This is a genomic window from Methylotuvimicrobium sp. KM1 (genome assembly GCF_044788715.1).
Lineage (GTDB): Bacteria > Pseudomonadota > Gammaproteobacteria > Methylococcales > Methylomonadaceae > Methylotuvimicrobium.
In genome coordinates this window covers 3,379,191-3,395,748 of the sequence record NZ_CP173170.1, presented here as the reverse complement: position 1 = coordinate 3,395,748, position 16,558 = coordinate 3,379,191, and the positions used below count along the sequence as shown (strand labels likewise).

Genomic DNA, 16,558 nt, shown 5'->3' with positions numbered 1-16,558 from the left:
GATACTACCTTTCAGAATCCTTTCAATTTAAAGATGTTTATTTTTAACCGGGTTTTAACTATTCGACTTGAGTATGCTGTTTGGTGTCGGGTATTCATTTCTAAGGCTCAGCACCTAAATTCCATAGCCCATTGGATAGAGTTAAGTAACTTGGATAATTCATCCAGCACCTAAATAAGCCATGATTTTGAATCATTGCCAATGACCTATGGAATTTAGGTGCTGGGTTCACGGCGTCCTGACAAGCAAGCCACCGAACCGCCGCATAGCCTACTACGATGGGGTCATGTTTATCCGCGAACCGACTGGACCATCCAGCATTCGCAGCCGAAAGCCACTGCCGTCGTTGCACAACGGGTCGGCGATATAATCACCCGTAACGGTCAGCCGCATGTTTACCGGAGCATTTTGGTCGAGTCGGTTTTCATCGAAGACAATAAGCTGACCTGGTTGCCGGGCAGTCTGATCGAAAACAGCAACGAAGAGGGTTGGTGGCAACCCACCTGCTCGAAAACGGAGCAATGTTTGGTGTTCGGCGAGAACGATACACTGGCCTCCGAGGCTAGGGATCACTGCCATTAAGTTAAGCCGTTCGTGGTGAGCCTGTCGAACCATGGACGGCTTAACTTATCGACCCAGGCTTTTCCATTCACCCTTCGACAGGCTCAGGGCGAACGGAAAAATCCTTAACTTAATGGCAGTGGAGGCTAGGGATGCGGCCGAGTGTGGAAGACGGGTGATAACGTCCATGCCTTGTGGCGACCTTACACCTGTTGCAAAATCGACGACGGAGCGTTGGTCGTCATCGATTTCGTGCCGTTTCCGACACCGGTCATTACTCATTAAACACGCGAACGGAGGGCGTTATGAACAACGATAGTTTGCCATCGTCGGTCTGCTGCTGTTACTGGACACTAACAATTGCCTGGCGGTCGAGTCGGTCGATATGAGTCGGGGCATCGGTGGTTTGTCGGCGATTGTGCAACAGCGCTTCAGTCATGCGCCATGCGCTGAGGCAGCGTTGCCCCTCCAAGTTACCGAAGGCAAGCGCAGGGACATCCGGACGATTAGCGGATTCAACAAACGATGCCCTCACCATTCGCCGCCGGTGAATAAATCACACAAACGGCGTGATTCGATCACCGCCTTTTCTTCCGGAAATCGGGATACTGTACCCAAGTTCAACGAAACGCTTGAACGAAGCATACCAACAAAAACCAAGGGGAAACCACCATGAAAACAGTATCTATTGCAGCAGTCGTTTTAATGTCAGTCGTTGCCGGCACAGCCATGGCCGAAGGCTCGAAAATCGAAAAATCCACATTGATCAACGCGTCAAAAAACACTTTGACCAATACTCAGGCGATCGGCCGCAACAGCGCCGCCAGCACCGGCTCGATCAACGTGGTCGGTTCCAGAATCCAAAAGTCCACGGTCATCAATGCCTCGAAAAACACGCTAACCAACACGCAAGCGATAGGGCGCAACTCGGTCGCGAACACCGGTTCGGTCGACATTCGCTAAGAAAGGGAATAGCACAAGGATGTGCGCTATCGGTATAGCAGGTTATAAATAAAGTCTCAAATGCATATTTAAACCTAAAAATCCCACGATAGTTGAACCTAAATCTCCAGGCATCTCGGTAAACGGTCAACAGTATTGATAAACAGAACAGGCTAGAGTATAAATTGACCTCTAAAATAATTAGGAAAAGGCTGTTGAATTTCCTTGCCATTCTGTATTTTACTGACATCGCGGAGTCAAAATGCCTTCTATCAAATCACCTAAGGCCACATCATTGACGTTGTTTTGCGTCGCTTTATTTACGACTAACGTTTTTGCAGCAGGATCTGCTACCCGTTCGCCAGTGACTCCTCAAGGCGGTGATGAAACAGTTAGTGTGGAAGACGGAGTCGTTATCGACTTTAACCCAACTCGGAATTCGGTCTTTTCGGCAGCTACCGCGTTAAACACTGTTACCAGCGTTCAAGTCGATACTATGCGTGGCGAGATTTACGGATATGCTGAATATGCACTGGATCAAGATTTTGTTTATCCTACGTTAAACGATGTTGAAGGTGCAGGAGCTACAGGAATCCTTACTTTAGATACATTTCTGGTTGAGCCGGTAAATCCTATTTCGCCTACCACCGTAGACATTACCGTTGAGTTGGATGTGCATGGCTCTTTTGTAATCAATAATGGATCGCCGACGCTGTTGCTGTTTAGTGATTTGGCCGCAACCACATTCAATCCTGTTTTACCCTTGGCCGGAAGCATCTTTCAATCCAACCTGAGCTTCATTTCTTCTGTTTTACAGGATGTCAGTAATCCGGTTGAAACAATTTTTGGTAGCTCCGTTTCCCCGTTGGGAGGTGGTCAGAGAGAGGATTACCAAGGATCATCCGCAAATATTTTGGCGGCCGAGCTAAATAATCTTAGCGCTGTACTCAGGTTGACTTTTCCGTTGGAAATTGGCGACTCTTTACTCATATCCGCAGTGGTGGCCGGAAGCGTCGGCCCGGAACCGGACGCCGAGAATAACGATGCCGACGTGACCACTGATATTTCCGTGTTAAGTTCCGCTGGCGCTGTTGACTTTTCAAATACTGCAAAACTCCGTATTTTTCTGCCGGAAGGTTATTCATTTGGTGGCGACGACCCATTGCTGAATAATATTGTTTTTACCGCTCCTATACCCTTGCCGGCTGCGTTCTGGTTAATGGCCAGCTGTGTTGTCATGCTTTTCCCCTTTAGCCGTAAAAGAGCGTCTTGACGAAAATATTGGGGCGATGGATTATCAGCGTAATTACTGTCCATGAGTGAGCTGAAAAAGTACAAGAGTAATGAGGGCTGAGAGTTGCTTGAAAGGCCGCACATTTTTATGGGCTAAAGTCCTACTTCAGTTGTTCTAAAAAGACGGTTTACATATTCTCTTAGCGGCGGGTAAAGGACTGGTGCCGAAGGTACACTTCATTGGAATTGCGAAGAGCATAGGAAGTAACCAGTCGGCCGCCACGCCTCGCATTTTCATTTGCCTGGGCGATGGCCAGACCTTCATGATCGTTAGGATAAAAACTACAAAGCCTCATCGAGCCGCTTCTCCACCAATAATAATGGCGTTTCGTTGAACGTCTGCCAATCCTCATTTAAGCGTTCCCAAAACACTCGCGCATCATCTGGAAATTGCTCGGGATCCTCTCCAAAATTGCGCACGATAAACTTCATTAAGTTATAACACAGTGTCGCTTGTCCTGATGCGACCAATGATTGCAATTGATCCGGCTTATCGAACCATAAGGTCGTTTTCATATTGGCCGCAATATCGGTAATTCGCTGAAGCTCGGCACTAGGCTCAGACACACCGGCTCTAAGTAACTCCTCGTTAAATTTCCGACCGGTTTTAAGATGATCGATCAAGTTCGAAATGCGGCGAAGACCATACATTTCATCGAGAATCTTATTGATCGGCGCTCTAAAATCGCCATATACCAACCCGTAAACGAGACCTCGCAACCGTTTCATAAAGACCGAGCCGGCCATCGCAAATAGCGATCCGATTCTCAGACTGATCATATCCTCGATCTCGTCGACGCTGAGATGTTTGATATCTTTCCATGCGGCACGCCCAACCATGGGAATTTTGTCCAATTCGTCCGCAATCCGCCCCCTCAGCCAAAGCAAGGCATAGGTTGCAACCGCAACCAAGCCTGCCGGCAGCACAAATAGAAAAAAGTTATACCAACTAAAACCTTGCACAAAAAGATTGATTAACAACATCGACAAACTAATCGTCAACAAGACAATAAAGACGATGCTTAAACCAGCCAATGTATTCAAGGTAAGGCCTTTCCGATTTTTTTCCCTTTTCGGATACCGATAAAGATCGGCACTTTGTTGATCGACATCCGAAATAATAAACATCGACAAATCTTCGTTGTCAAAGCTGTTGCGAACATCCGCCAATAACAAGCTTTGAAGCCCTTGATTGTCGTAAATGCCGCCATCCATTAATGCAATCGGACCATTTACAAACTGTTGTCGCAATGTCTCGGGAACATGCCCGTCCGGCCAGACGAAATCGTCCGGAAAGGCCATCGGCTCGAAGCCGCCTGGAAAACAGGACGATGCCGCGACGATATCGGCCATGCGAATTTTCGCTGCATCATTTTTGTTGATTCTGATTTTGTAATTGCCGATAAAGGCTTTCGGATTGGTTCGACGCTGAAAACGGAAGGCCAGGCCGTGACGGAATTCGGTTGCATTGAAAACAGTATCGCCTAATGCGATATTGCTGTTTAGAATATCTCCAAATAAATAAGGAGCTCCGTCGGCTTTTTGCAAAAACGTTTCGGCATAGACCTGAGCCATCGCTGTGATCATATCCTTGCGCTCTACTTTCCCGCCGAACCGGTTTTCGGCCAATTTTTCCAGACCGAGCCGCAGCAAATCGGTATTGTTTAAAAAATAGTAATACTCACTAAAAAATTCAGGAAAGGTTTGTCCTTCGACCTGAGACAATGCATATTTGACTCCTGTAAACGTCCCGCCCGACACTGTTGAAATTTTACAAATCTTATCTTGTAAGCCGATATGCTCGAGATAATCCAAGGCTCCCAAATGAAAAGCCGCCGCACGGTAACCACCGCCGGACAAAGCCAAACCGATCGACTTGCACCATTGTCCTGCTTCATAGTTTTCTTGTTTGCCGGAATCATTTGTCATTGCCGCTTCCCCATGAATTAAAATAATTGTAGTGTTTCAGTACTCACTATCGCAAAGCTTTAGCTTATTAATTCTGAAATAATTTTGCCTCTCCATGGCGATTAGCTTTGCCGTTAGTATTTCAAGGATGTACTCTTACACCTTTTAGAAGTCAATAGTCTAAGGCAAAATCAACAGCAATCCGCTGAATAAACCTATCGCTAAGTAACGGTGTCCGCTTTTTAAATATTAAAGTCCTCGGGTCACCCTTTATTTACATGATGATAAGGTTAAATAATCAACAGGAAGGACCTTTCGTACTTTAAATTTCGACAGTGCCTAAGGGTGCGCCGGCGGGGCTCGACAGAGGCTTTTCCAGCATGGATGCTGGCACAGAGCCGGGTACTTTCAATGAAAAATAAGGCTATGTTCGCGTTAGCAGTTGAAACAGTTCTCTTTCCTACTATACCCATCGGAGATCAAAATTCGGCACCGGGGTGCCCGTCAAAGGACGCCGTGAATACATCCATGTAGGCTCTATGCCAGCTCCATGCTGGCAAAGCCTTTGCCGAACACCCCGGTGCCTCCTAAGGCACTACCGAAATTTGAAGTGCGAAAGGTATAAATAAACCATTTAGGAAATAGTCAATGATTGCTTTTTGATACACTGAGCGTGGAAGAGGGTACGATTACTCTCTTGACAGGACGCCGTGAATACATCCGTGTAGGCTTGACGGCGGCGACTGATTGCCAAGGATGGTATGAATGCAGATTTTGCATTACGCCATGGATGGCGTGTATTAGGGCACCAACAGTAGGCGCTTTAGGCGATGCAGGGCAGAAAAATGCTCCTGCATTTTCTGCATTCATTACATCCATGTAACTCAGCAATTGCCGAGAAGCAAAAATACACAACAATTAGACACTAAATAAATCAACTTGGTGTCTCAAAGTCATTGACACACTCCGAAAGAGCGAAAAGCATGACAATAAATCTTCTTAAACAAAAATGTTAGGAAATCGCCATGTCCAACCCGTTAAAGCCCGCTAACGACGCCCTATTTAATCGCTTTTTCAATACCCCTTTAGATGAATTGCTGACGGATCATAAGGATATCGACGCACAAGAGGATGTACTGAAATTGTTTCAACGCTGTGCGGCTGAAGTCCCCGCTTATCGTCATTTTCTCGACTCGCGGCAAATCAATCCGGGCGACATAACAACTTATCAACAATTCAGCGATTTGCCGCTGATGGGCAAAAGCGATTATATGCAGTCGTACCCTTTACCGGATCGCTGCTTGGGAGGAACCCTAGCGGGGGCTGATCGTGTGGCGGTATCTTCCGGTTCTACCGGCCGGCCGACTTTCTGGCCTCGCTCCGCCGCTTACGAACTGGATGTGGCACTACGCTTCGAGCAAGTTTTTCGCGACAGTTTCCGCGCGCACGAACAAAGCACCCTGGTCATCGTTTGTTTTGCCCTGGGCAATTGGGTCGGCGGTTTGTTTACGACCTCCTGTTGCTGGCACCTAGCCCGAAAAGGTTATCCATTGATGGTAGCGACCCCGGGCAATAATAAAGCCGAGATTTTTCGAGTAGTCCGAGAGCTAGCGCCGCATTTCGAGCAAACGGTTCTGTTGGGTTATCCGCCATTCGTCAAAGACGTAATCGATGCCGGCAGTGCCGAAGGCATAAACTGGCACACCTACCGACCTAAATTGGTATTTGCCGGTGAAGTATTCAGCGAGGAATGGCGTGAATTGATCGGCAAGCGCACAGGTTCGACCGCGCCGTGTTTCGATACGGCTTCCTTGTACGGTACCGCGGATGGAGGCGTACTGGGTAACGAAACCCCGCTGAGCATAGCAATTCGCCGCTGGTTGGCCAAGCATCCTAGCGCCGCGCGTCAATTATTCGGCGAATCGCGCTTACCGACGCTGGTACAGTATGATCCAATCAGCCGGTTTTTCGAAATGCACGAAGGGACTTTGGTCGTGTCGGGTGAAAATAGCGTTCCTCTAGTTCGCTATCACATCGCCGATAAAGGCGGATTAATCCCATACGATACGATGTGGAAATTCCTCGAATCGCAAGGAATAAGTTCTTCAAGCGGTCTGGGGCTGCCGGAGAATTTTCAGCCGCGAAAATTGCCATTCGTTTTTGTATTCGGGCGTGCCGACTTTACCGTATCCTATTACGGCGCCAATATTTATCCCGAAAATGTATCGGTCGGTTTGGAAAAACCCGACATCATGCGTTGGGTCACCGGTAAATTTGTTTTGGAAACGCAGGAAACCAGTGAGGGAAATAAGGTTTTGCATATTGCCGTAGAATTATTACCCGACATCAAGGCGACCGAAGCCATGGCGCCGACGATCGCGGAATCGATTCGCCTGGAATTATTACGCCTGAACAGCGAATTCGCTCATTACACACCACCGGAAAGACAGCTGCCCAAACTGACTTTACATGTCTTTGCCGATCCCGACTATTTTCCCGCAGGCGTGAAACATCGCTATACGCGAAACTAATTGCGTATCTCTTGCCGGTTAGATTTCGGCACTGGGCTGCTCGTCATAAGTCCCGAGGCTTGAATTCTCCAAGGCAATGAATCATAGTCAATGGACTTTGAATTCACTCCCTTAATACTCGAAAATTGATTAACTTCACCTGATTAGCAAGATGCTTCAGCTTGCCGAAGCCAAGTGTCCGAGCAGGGGGCAGTCGTAGTCGCAGCCACTTCTGCGGGGCGGGGTTAACCTGTTCAGGAAGCTCTAGCTTCCCGACAATCAAGAAAGATTGAACGAGCGAGCCGGGGTTGATTGAGAATGTGCGGAGGTTGTGTCGGTCTCAGGAAGCTGGAGCTTCCGGGGGGGCTTTCCCAAGCTGGAGCTTGGGAAAGAGCGTGATGTGGGGTGGCCGTTTTAGCTTGACGCGCATGGCTTGCGAACCCCGTCCTGCTAAGGATATGCTGATCTTTGGGCTTTAGCTGAAGAAATTTGCTAATCAGGATAAAAATTAAACGAGCGAGCCGGGGTTGATTGAGAATGTGCGGAGGTTGTGTCGGTCTCAGGAAGCTCTTGCCCTGAGCCCTTCGGCTACGCTCAGGAGACCCTTGTCGAAGGGGGAGCTTCCGGGATGTCTTGCCCAAGCTGGAGCTTGGGAAAGAGCGTGATGTGGGTTGGCCGTTTTTTTCGCTTGACGCGGATGGTTTGCGAACCCCGTCCTGCAAGGGAATTGCTGATCTTTGGGCTTTAGCTGAAGAAACTTGCTAATCAGGTAACTTTATGAAGGTGTAGGAAAAACTTGGAAACTCGAAGGGGAACAATATGCTTTGGCTTTTGCTTTTACACATAGCGGCTGTGATCTGTTGGTGCGGTTCATTGCTTTATCTGAATGCGCTGATTACAGGGATTTTTTCTGATAGTGAAGAGCAAAGCCACCAAGCCTTGACGCTCAAGGTCTTCAGCAGGCTCGCAACGCCGGCCGCGCTGGTCGCGATCGCTTCGGGTACTGGTTTGTTCCTAACCGGCGGCATTATCGACCGATGGCTCATTTTGAAGCTAAGTCTGGTCGTGATACTCGTATTGTGTCATGCTCTTAACGGCTGGATTCTAATTCGCACAGAGCAAGCGCTCGATAATAACTTGGCCCTGCCGTGCGCCGTGATAGGAATTACGGCGGCGATAATGATTCCGGCCATCGTTTGGATTGTGCTAACCAAGCCTTTTTAGGAGTCGACTGTGAGATATCTCAAGGTGACTATATCAAGGCTCGGGGTGAACCCCGACGCCATGTCCATAAACCAATTGCCCTCCCAGCATGCTGGTAACGGCAATCAGCGCCGCCGTCAGCAGCGAAACATACAAATACCAAAGATCGAAGCCGCTTTCGTCATGAAAGCGCAATGCCCAATTGAACGAAGCCAGCGCCAGGGTCATGACGGCCAGCAACGCATGGATCCACGCGATCGGCAAATTTCGGATGCGCGGAACGAGTACCAGGTCGATCAAGCCTGCCATCCCCGCAAACCAGCCGCCGAGGCTGCCAAGACCCGCCAGCCACAAACCGACTCGAATCCAAAATGGGTCCGTCGTATAGAGATAGGCCAAATCGGCGCCTACCAAGCCAAGCAAAAAGGCGACCGGAAAATGAATCAACATCGGATGGATCGGATGTCCGCCGATGGACATGCGGCTGATGATGGGTTCTTTCGCCATAACGCTCTCCTTTCTCGGTTGAAGTCGGAATTATCGACGATGATTCCAAGTTTAACCTTACCCGCGCTAATTATCACGCTGAGTTTGCTGAGCGGCTGCAGCAGCCCTCAATCCATTTTAAATCCCGCAGGACCCTCCTCCCTTGCCGTAAGCAGGCTGTGGTGGGGGATGTTCGGTTTTTCGCTTACCGTATTGCTGGTCGTCATGGCTTTATGGATTTATGCGATGCGGCGCAAACCGCGATCGCTTACCAAAGCGCAAGCCGATAAAATCAATCAAAACTGGATCATCGGCGGCGGATTGGTGCTGCCTATCGTCGGCATCGTAGCGCTGCTAAGCTTCGGCATTCCGATGGGCTATCGCATGCTGCCTTTACCCGTTGCCGGGCAGTCGGTGCCGCGAATCGATGTCATCGGGCATCAATGGTGGTGGGAAGTCCGCTATCCCGATACCGATATCGTGCTGATTAACGAACTGCATCTGCCGGCCGGGACGCCGGTCGATATCCATGTGACCAGTGCCGATGTCATTCATTCGTTTTGGGTACCGAGGTTGGCCGGTAAGCTCGATATGATTCCGGGCCGCACCAACATCTTGCGGATCGAAGCCGATGCGCCGGGTCGTTTGTTAGGGAAGTGCGCGGAATTTTGCGGAGTGGGCCACGCCCATATGATGCTGGAGGTTCAGGTTCATTCGCTTGAAGATTTTGAGTCGTGGCTGGAGGCATATGAATACGAATAACGAAATCCGAAAGGCTGGGGCCGCTCTGCAAGACGAATTTCTCAAGGTCTGGGGAAATCCGAGCGGCTGGCGCGCACTGACTATCGTCAACCATACGACGGTCGGCATTCGCTTCATGGTCACGGGCGGCATCTTCTTTCTGATCGGCGGATTGATTGCGATGCTAATGCGCACGCAACTGGCATTGCCCGAGCAGGACATCATCGAACCGAAACTTTATGATCAGCTGTTTACGATGCATGGAACGGTCATGATGTTCCTGTTCGCGGTGCCCGTGCTCGAAGGGCTGGCGATGTATCTAATCCCGAAAATGATCGGCGCACGCGATTTGGTGTTTCCGCGTCTCAGCGCTTTCGGTTATTGGTGTTACCTTTTCGGCAGTCTTATATTGATGTCGAGCTTAGTGTTGGGCATCGCGCCGGCCGCAGGCTGGTTTATGTACACGCCGTTGACCAATGACGTTTACTCGCCGGGACCGAACGTCGACTTCTGGCTACTCGGCATCACGTTTATCGAGATATCGGCGGTATCGGCCGGCATCGAACTGACCGTTTCGATTTTGCGTACACGCACTTCCGGCATGGCATTGCTGCATATGCCGCTCTTTTGCTGGTACATTCTGGTCATGGCGCTGATGATCGTGTTTGGCTTTCCGCCGCTGATACTAGGCAGCATCCTGTTGGAACTGGAGCGCGCAGCCGGCATGCCGTTCTTCGATGTCGCACGGGGCGGCGACCCGATTCTCTGGCAACATCTATTCTGGCTGTTCGGCCACCCCGAAGTCTATATTATTTTCTTACCGGCTGCGGGTATCGTTTCGACCCTGTTGCCGGTGTTCTCGCGCCAACCCATCGTCGGCTATCGATGGATCGTGCTGGCCATTATCTCGACGGGATTCATCAGTTTCGGTTTGTGGGTGCATCACATGTTTACGGTCGGGATTCCGCAATTGGCGCAGGCGTTTTTCTCGATGGCTAGCATGCTGGTGGCGATTCCTACCGGCATTCAACTATTCGCCTGGCTGGCGACCCTGTGGACGGGGAGGCCCGTTTATCATGTGCCGATGTTATGGCTGGTCGGCTTTCTATTTATCTTCATGATAGGCGGATTGACCGGCGTCATGCTGGCCTTGGTGCCGTTTAACTGGCAGGTGCACGACACGCATTTCGTCGTCGCGCATTTGCATTATGTAATGGTCGGCGGCATGCTCTTTCCTTTGCTGGCGGGTCTTTATTACTGGTTGCCGCATTTCTCGGGGCGAATGCCGTCGGACAAACTCGCGCGCTGGGGCTTCTGGCTGACGTTTGTCGGCTTTAACACGACATTTTTGGTGATGCATCTGACCGGCTTGCTCGGTATGCCGAGACGCGTTTACACCTATCCGTCCGGATTAGGCTGGGAACTGCCCAACAGCATATCGTCGATGGGCGGTTTTATCATGGCCATGGGTATCGCGATGGTTTTGCTCGATATCGTATTGCATTTCCGCTTCGGTCACCTTGCCGGTACCAATCCCTGGCAGGCTGACACGCTCGAATGGGCGACCGATACGCCGCCCCAACCCTATAATTTCATCAGCTTGCCGGACTGTTCGACGCGGCATCCGATGTGGGATAGCCCCGATCTGCAAGCAACCATAGCCGAAGGACATCACAGTTTATCCGAAATCGATCACGGCAGGCGCGAAACCTGGGGCTGCGACCCGGTTTCCGGCGCTATCCGAGAAATCATTCATTTGCCCGGTAATTCCTGGCTGCCTTTTTTCTCGGCTTTGACGTTGTCCGGGTTATGTATCAGTCTTTTAATCCGAAATAATAACCTAGCCTTGATTGCGGTAGCGGTCAGCCTGGTGTTGCTACTACGGTGGTCATGGAAAAACGGCGCCTTTCTTGAAACGGATTCTGATTCTGCCGCGAAACCCGGCTATCCGCAACTGCATTCGCGCACTTTCAATGGACCCGGTTTGTGGGGCATGGTCGTAACGCTGTTGGCCGACGGCGCGCTATTTTTGTCCATACTTTTCGGTTGGCTCTATTTGCGGATCGTAGCGCCGCATTGGCAAGCGCCCGATTCGGCACCGTTGGCTTGGCAGCCGTTGCTGATTAGCGGTGTATTGCTCACAATCGCAACATTTTGGCATCATTTTATCGTTCGACGCTTACGCGAGGGTAAGGATGACCATCTGCAAGGACAATTGTGGTCGATAGCGGCGATCGGCTCGGCTCATTGTGGTGTACTAATCTGGACCTGGTCGGCTTCGTCACTGGTTGCAACACAAACAGCCCATGATGCCGTGATCTCAGTGATACTGATGTATCAATTGTTTCACAGCGGACTCGCCGTGATCATGGCGACACTGCAGGCCATTCGGGTAGCTTATGGCTATGTCGGCAAGGCGGCGCCCTATGAAATAGCCGTCGTGAAACCCTGGTGGCTTTATACGACCGCCGTTTTCTGGCTGGCTTTTATCGCCGTCATTCTGTTGCCCATTGCTTGGAGAAGCGCTTGATGTTGTCGACGTATACTTCGCGCGGTCATGTTTTCGGCTTTTATGGCAATGCTATTTTGTTCGGTAGCAAGGCGCGAAAACAGGCGCATAGCAAGCTATGAAACTGTTTTCGCAACGCAGCTACCGGACAAAAGAACGCGTCAGAAAACCGAAAATGTGGCCGCGCGAAGTATATCATCCAATGCAACTGGCTTTCGGACTCACGGTCTGGATCCTTTGGTTTATCGTGAAGTATGGAGCCTTGGCATTGTTCTGCGAACAAGCACCGCCGCCTATCGAACAGGGTGCTTTCACCTGGATCAATACGGCGCTGATGGTCGGCTCCGTAGCCGTAACCGCTTTGTTGTTGTTTTGGGCGAATAATTGTTGGCGCGCGGCGCGTTTCGGCAACAATGATGCCGATTCCGAAATCAATGCGTTTATTGCCGGGTTGGGCGCCGGCATCAATTTGTTGGGTGCCGTCGTGACGCTGAGTCAAGGGCTCATGTCGCTGCTATTACCGCCATGTTTGTAAGGCTCGCGTTATTGTTGGCGGTCTCGGCTTTGCCAATGAATCCCGCACAGGCGCATGGCTGGGGTGAGGATGCTAGCGAAGCGCGATTATCGGCCATGCTCGGCGGACTGTTGCCGGCCGCTCTTTGGATGCTCTATGTCGTCGGTGCCGGTCGCATCCGGCCTACCAAAAATCGCCGACTGCTGTTTCATGGAGCCAGTCTCCTCGCTGCCATGACGATGTTCGGTAGTACGGGCGGGTGGTTCGATAAAAGCTCGGCCCTGCACATGGTTCAACACATGCTGATACTGGTCGTTATCGCCCCGCTTTATGTACTGGCTAGGCCTTTACCGCAATGGTTTGCGGCAAGCGGAGCAACGGGAATACGGTTGTGGAAGCCTTTTTTAAGGCTGAGCCGTCATCCGTTGCGGACCGGCATCCTGCAAAGTCTCATGATTTGGTTCTGGCATATGCCGGTTTTTTATAATCTGGCGCTGGTGAATCCCTGGTGGCATCTTGCCGAGCACTTGAGTTTCGCAATCACCTCAGGCTTATTTTGGTGGTCAATTTTGCTAAGGCGTACTTTAACTGTTCTGCCGGCTTTATTATTGACGCTAATGAGCACCGGCATGCTCGGAGCCTTGCTGACCTTTTCGCAAACCCCGTTCTACGACGATTTGCTCAACCTTCAAGATCAACAATTGGCCGGCTTGATCATGTGGGTGCCGGGAGGCCTATTTTATCTTATGGCGGGTGGTTGGTTCGGTCTGCGCTTGTTTTCGGGTGAACATACTCAGTCTTCCAAGCACAGCTTGGGGCCGACCGCCAGAGAAGAATGGAAAAATTAGGAACCGATTAGGAATTTGTCAGTCTCAAAATAATTAGAGTTCCTCTTTAAGATTAATATCTTTCATCAATTGAGAGGGGGTAATATGTCAAACTATCAATATCTTATCATCGGCGGCGGAATGACGGCTCACGGCGCGATACGCGGTATACGGACCGTGGATTCAACCGGTTCGATAGGATTGGTCGGCGCGGAAACTCATCCTTCCTACAAACGCCCCCCCCTTTCCAAAGGTTTATGGCAAGGCAAGCCCCTGGAAAAAATCTGGTACAACGACGAAGAATACAATGCGACGATGCATTTGGGTCGTACCGTTCAAACTTTGGAGCTAAGCGACAAACGAGTCATCGATGACCAAGGAAGCGTTTACCATTTCGAAAAGCTGCTCTTGGCAACGGGCGGAAGCCCCGTGCGTCTTCCCTTCGGGGCCGATGACATCATTTATTTCCGCGACCTGAACGATTATCTGAAACTTCGAGCCATCGCCGATGAAAAACAACGTTTTGCCGTGATCGGAGGCGGTTTTATCGGCTCGGAGATCGCCGCAGCATTGGCGATGAACGACAAACAAGTCGTTATGGTCTTTCCCGAGGAAGGTATCGGAGCACGCTTGTTTCCTAACGATCTGAATCAATTCCTGAATAAATATTACACCGACAAGGGAGTCGAAGTATTGCCGGGGCATACGGTCACCGGACTCACGCGACAACAGGATCGACTGATTTTGAATGTCCGCAGTACCGATGGAATGAATGAGCAATCCTTCGAGGTCGATGCGGTAGTCGCCGGAATCGGCATTCGCCCCAATGTTCGACTCGCCGAGCAAGCCGGATTACCCGTCGATAACGGCATTGTCGTCGATGAGTTCCTGCGCGCGGGAAACCCCGACATATACGCCGCCGGCGATGTCGCCAACTTCTATAACCCAAGTTTGGATGCTCGTATTCGGTTGGAACACGAGGACAATGCACTCTCCATGGGAAAGCATGCCGGTCGGAATATGGCGGGCGAACAGGTTCCTTATCATCACCTTCCTTTTTTTTACTCCGATTTGTTTGATTTAGGCTATGAAGCCGTCGGCCGCACGGATTCCCGGTTGGAAACGATGGCGGATTGGGTCGAGCCTTATAAAAAAGGCGTGATCTATTATCTAAAAGAGGACCGAGTACGCGGCGTGCTGTTATGGAATGTCTGGGAGTGTGTTGATGCGGCTCGCAATCTCATTGCCGAACCCGGTCCTATTGATATTCGGGACCTGAAGGGAAGCTTCTTGAAATGAATTTATTCCTTTGTCAGTTTATGAACTTCTCAATTGGGGATAAAACCGCAAAAGGAAGCATTTTATGATTCATAAAGTTGAAGGCGATATCTTATTAAGCAGCGCAAGCGCCATCGTGCTAGGAGTGGGAATAAACGATCCGATGGATAAAGGCTTAGCCTTGGCGCTTCATAATCGATATCCTGATATTTGCAAAGATTTCAACCGCTGGTGTCATCAATACAATACAAAACCCGGAGAAGCCTGGCTTTGGACCGATCCAAATAATATTAAAATTATTAACCTGATAATTCAGGATTCTATTGATACTCATGAATATCATTTCGGCAAAGCCACTTTAAACAATCTTAAGCATGCCTTGGATGCTCTGGTAAAAATTATTTTACATAAGAGAATAACGTCGATTGCTTTACCGAAACTCGGAACGGGGTCGGGCGATTTGGATTGGGACGACGTCCGGCCGGTGATCGAAAACAGCCTGGGGAATATTGATATACCTGTGTATCTATATACCCGCTATTATGCTGGCCAAAAGGCCGAAGAACTAAAAACATGAAACCTTTACGTCAGAGCGTTAATTCACCCGGATTCTGATTAAGGATTCCGTCAAAAATAACTTCCGCATTTTATTCCTTCCCCTTCCGTTTGGGGTGCGGGGGTATGGACAAGGAGGTTATTTTTGACCATGTCCTAAGTTGCATCGTTGATACGACGCGTATTCGCACTTTCAATCCGTTATACGCCTCCTCTCGATCTTAGTGGAGGTTCGCTAAGTAATGGGTTAAAGCAAAACGTCTATAACCATTGACCCATTTATGTTTACGAGTCAGTTGTGAAGTTTCTTGTATAGGGAATACTGAAATCGGCTGCATCTTGTCAATATTATAGATAATTTTTGAATGCTTAAGTGGAGAGATCATCATGAACATGCCGAAAATCGATAAAGTACTGGTCGGTGAAGCCTTGGTAGGAAAAGGCAACGAGATGGCCCACATTGACTTGTTGATAGGGCCTCGCGGCAGCGCCGCTGAAGTCGCATTTTGTATTACGTTGACCAACCAGAAACGAGGCGACAATGCGCTATTGGCATTGGTAGCTCCCAATCTCATGGCTAAGCCCAATACCGTCATATTCAACAAAGTCGAACTCAAAAACGAAAAACAAGTGAACCAAATGTTTGGACCCGCGGAGCGCGGCGTAGCCAAGGCCGTGGCCGATAGCGTCAAAGAAGGTGTAATACCCCTGGATGAAGCCGGAGATGTATTTATTTGCGTGGGCGTTTATATTCATTGGGATGCGCAGGATGACAATAAAATCCAGGACTGGAATTATGAGGCCGTCAAGCTGGCAATCAAACGCGCAATCGCCGGGGAGCCGAAGCCGGCGGAAGTCATTGCTCAGGAAGATGTCATGCATCATCCGCTTGCCGCTCACGATTAATAGTCCGTAAGGTGCAACTGTATGTAGGGCGTCAATAGGCGATAGTCGTATTGCGACGCATGATGGATTTTATTCATTCGTTGCAGTACGCTATCGCTAATGCCCCCTAGGCGGGCTTAACGAACCGCTTTACGGGTATCGGATTGGCGTAAATCGATTGGGCGGTTATTTGGTCGAGTGTTCAGTCATTGTTCTGAATGATCGATACATGACAATCCATCAACAGCCGTTTCATTTCTGCTTTTTCAAAAACATTATCCTAAAAAGAGCAGTTGAGTGCCTCTAACTACCGTTCGCCCTGAGCCCCTTCGGCTAAGCTCAGGAG

At 49.7% G+C, this 16,558-nt stretch carries 16 protein-coding genes; 13 read left to right on the top strand and 3 right to left on the bottom strand.

Annotated elements, in window-relative coordinates; translation table 11 throughout:
- The first annotated feature begins 219 nt into the window (after positions 1–219).
- A complete protein-coding gene (locus ACINK7_RS14645) occupies positions 220–582 on the top strand; it encodes a TraU family protein (protein ID WP_404356281.1) in 363 nt (120 codons plus the stop codon).
- 141 nt (positions 583–723) lie between these two features.
- Complete coding sequence (locus ACINK7_RS14640; protein WP_404356279.1) at positions 724–846, top strand: hypothetical protein; 123 nt, start codon at positions 724–726, stop codon at positions 844–846.
- Between the two features lie 58 nt (positions 847–904).
- On the opposite strand, the gene ACINK7_RS14635 is transcribed toward ACINK7_RS14640, so the two are convergent.
- Positions 905–1,099, bottom strand: coding sequence for a hypothetical protein (locus tag ACINK7_RS14635; protein WP_404356277.1), 195 nt, complete (start codon positions 1,097–1,099; stop codon positions 905–907).
- Positions 1,100–1,233: 134 nt separating this feature from the next.
- On the opposite strand from ACINK7_RS14635, the gene ACINK7_RS14630 reads away from it, so the two are divergent.
- Positions 1,234–1,524 carry a hypothetical protein gene (locus ACINK7_RS14630; RefSeq protein WP_404356275.1) on the top strand — a complete coding sequence of 97 codons (291 nt, stop codon included), beginning with the start codon at positions 1,234–1,236 and terminating at the stop codon, positions 1,522–1,524.
- A 241-nt stretch (positions 1,525–1,765) separates the two neighbouring features.
- Complete coding sequence (locus ACINK7_RS14625) at positions 1,766–2,776, top strand: hypothetical protein (RefSeq protein WP_404356273.1); 1,011 nt, start codon at positions 1,766–1,768, stop codon at positions 2,774–2,776.
- A 302-nt stretch (positions 2,777–3,078) separates the two neighbouring features.
- Here the strand turns inward: ACINK7_RS14625 and ACINK7_RS14620 are convergent, their stop codons facing one another.
- Entirely contained in the window at positions 3,079–4,725 is a 1,647-nt protein-coding gene (locus ACINK7_RS14620; RefSeq protein WP_404356272.1) for a patatin-like phospholipase family protein, read from the bottom strand.
- A 1,004-nt stretch (positions 4,726–5,729) separates the two neighbouring features.
- Between ACINK7_RS14620 and ACINK7_RS14615 the strand changes: the two genes are divergently transcribed.
- Together ACINK7_RS14615 and ACINK7_RS14610 are read left to right on the top strand one after the other, a co-directional pair.
- A complete protein-coding gene (locus ACINK7_RS14615; protein ID WP_404356270.1) occupies positions 5,730–7,235 on the top strand; it encodes a phenylacetate--CoA ligase family protein in 1,506 nt (501 codons plus the stop codon).
- Between the two features lie 798 nt (positions 7,236–8,033).
- Entirely contained in the window at positions 8,034–8,438 is a 405-nt protein-coding gene (locus ACINK7_RS14610) for a CopD family protein (protein ID WP_404356268.1), read from the top strand.
- A 33-nt stretch (positions 8,439–8,471) separates the two neighbouring features.
- Here the strand turns inward: ACINK7_RS14610 and ACINK7_RS14605 are convergent, their stop codons facing one another.
- Complete coding sequence (locus ACINK7_RS14605) at positions 8,472–8,924, bottom strand: DUF2231 domain-containing protein (RefSeq protein WP_404356266.1); 453 nt, start codon at positions 8,922–8,924, stop codon at positions 8,472–8,474.
- 39 nt (positions 8,925–8,963) lie between these two features.
- Between ACINK7_RS14605 and coxB the strand changes: the two genes are divergently transcribed.
- The 7 genes from coxB (at position 8,964) to fae (ending at position 16,233) form a co-directional block, all read left to right on the top strand.
- Positions 8,964–9,665 carry a cytochrome c oxidase subunit II gene (coxB, locus tag ACINK7_RS14600; protein ID WP_404356264.1) on the top strand — a complete coding sequence of 234 codons (702 nt, stop codon included), beginning with the start codon at positions 8,964–8,966 and terminating at the stop codon, positions 9,663–9,665.
- Complete coding sequence (ctaD, locus tag ACINK7_RS14595) at positions 9,652–12,174, top strand: cytochrome c oxidase subunit I (RefSeq protein WP_404356262.1); 2,523 nt, start codon at positions 9,652–9,654, stop codon at positions 12,172–12,174. The genes coxB and ctaD overlap by 14 nt, the downstream gene beginning before the upstream one ends.
- A 97-nt stretch (positions 12,175–12,271) precedes the next feature.
- The gene (locus ACINK7_RS14590; protein WP_404356260.1) at positions 12,272–12,688 is read left to right on the top strand and encodes a hypothetical protein; all 417 of its coding nucleotides are present in this window, start codon (positions 12,272–12,274) and stop codon (positions 12,686–12,688) included.
- A gap of 35 nt (positions 12,689–12,723) precedes the next feature.
- A complete protein-coding gene (locus ACINK7_RS14585) occupies positions 12,724–13,515 on the top strand; it encodes a cytochrome c oxidase assembly protein (RefSeq protein WP_404356258.1) in 792 nt (263 codons plus the stop codon).
- A gap of 84 nt (positions 13,516–13,599) precedes the next feature.
- The gene (locus tag ACINK7_RS14580) at positions 13,600–14,793 is read left to right on the top strand and encodes an NAD(P)/FAD-dependent oxidoreductase (RefSeq protein WP_404356256.1); all 1,194 of its coding nucleotides are present in this window, start codon (positions 13,600–13,602) and stop codon (positions 14,791–14,793) included.
- A gap of 64 nt (positions 14,794–14,857) precedes the next feature.
- Positions 14,858–15,349, top strand: coding sequence for a macro domain-containing protein (locus tag ACINK7_RS14575; RefSeq protein WP_404356254.1), 492 nt, complete (start codon positions 14,858–14,860; stop codon positions 15,347–15,349).
- A gap of 371 nt (positions 15,350–15,720) precedes the next feature.
- Positions 15,721–16,233, top strand: coding sequence for a formaldehyde-activating enzyme (gene fae / locus ACINK7_RS14570; protein ID WP_404361457.1), 513 nt, complete (start codon positions 15,721–15,723; stop codon positions 16,231–16,233).
- Positions 16,234–16,558 lie beyond the last annotated feature (325 nt).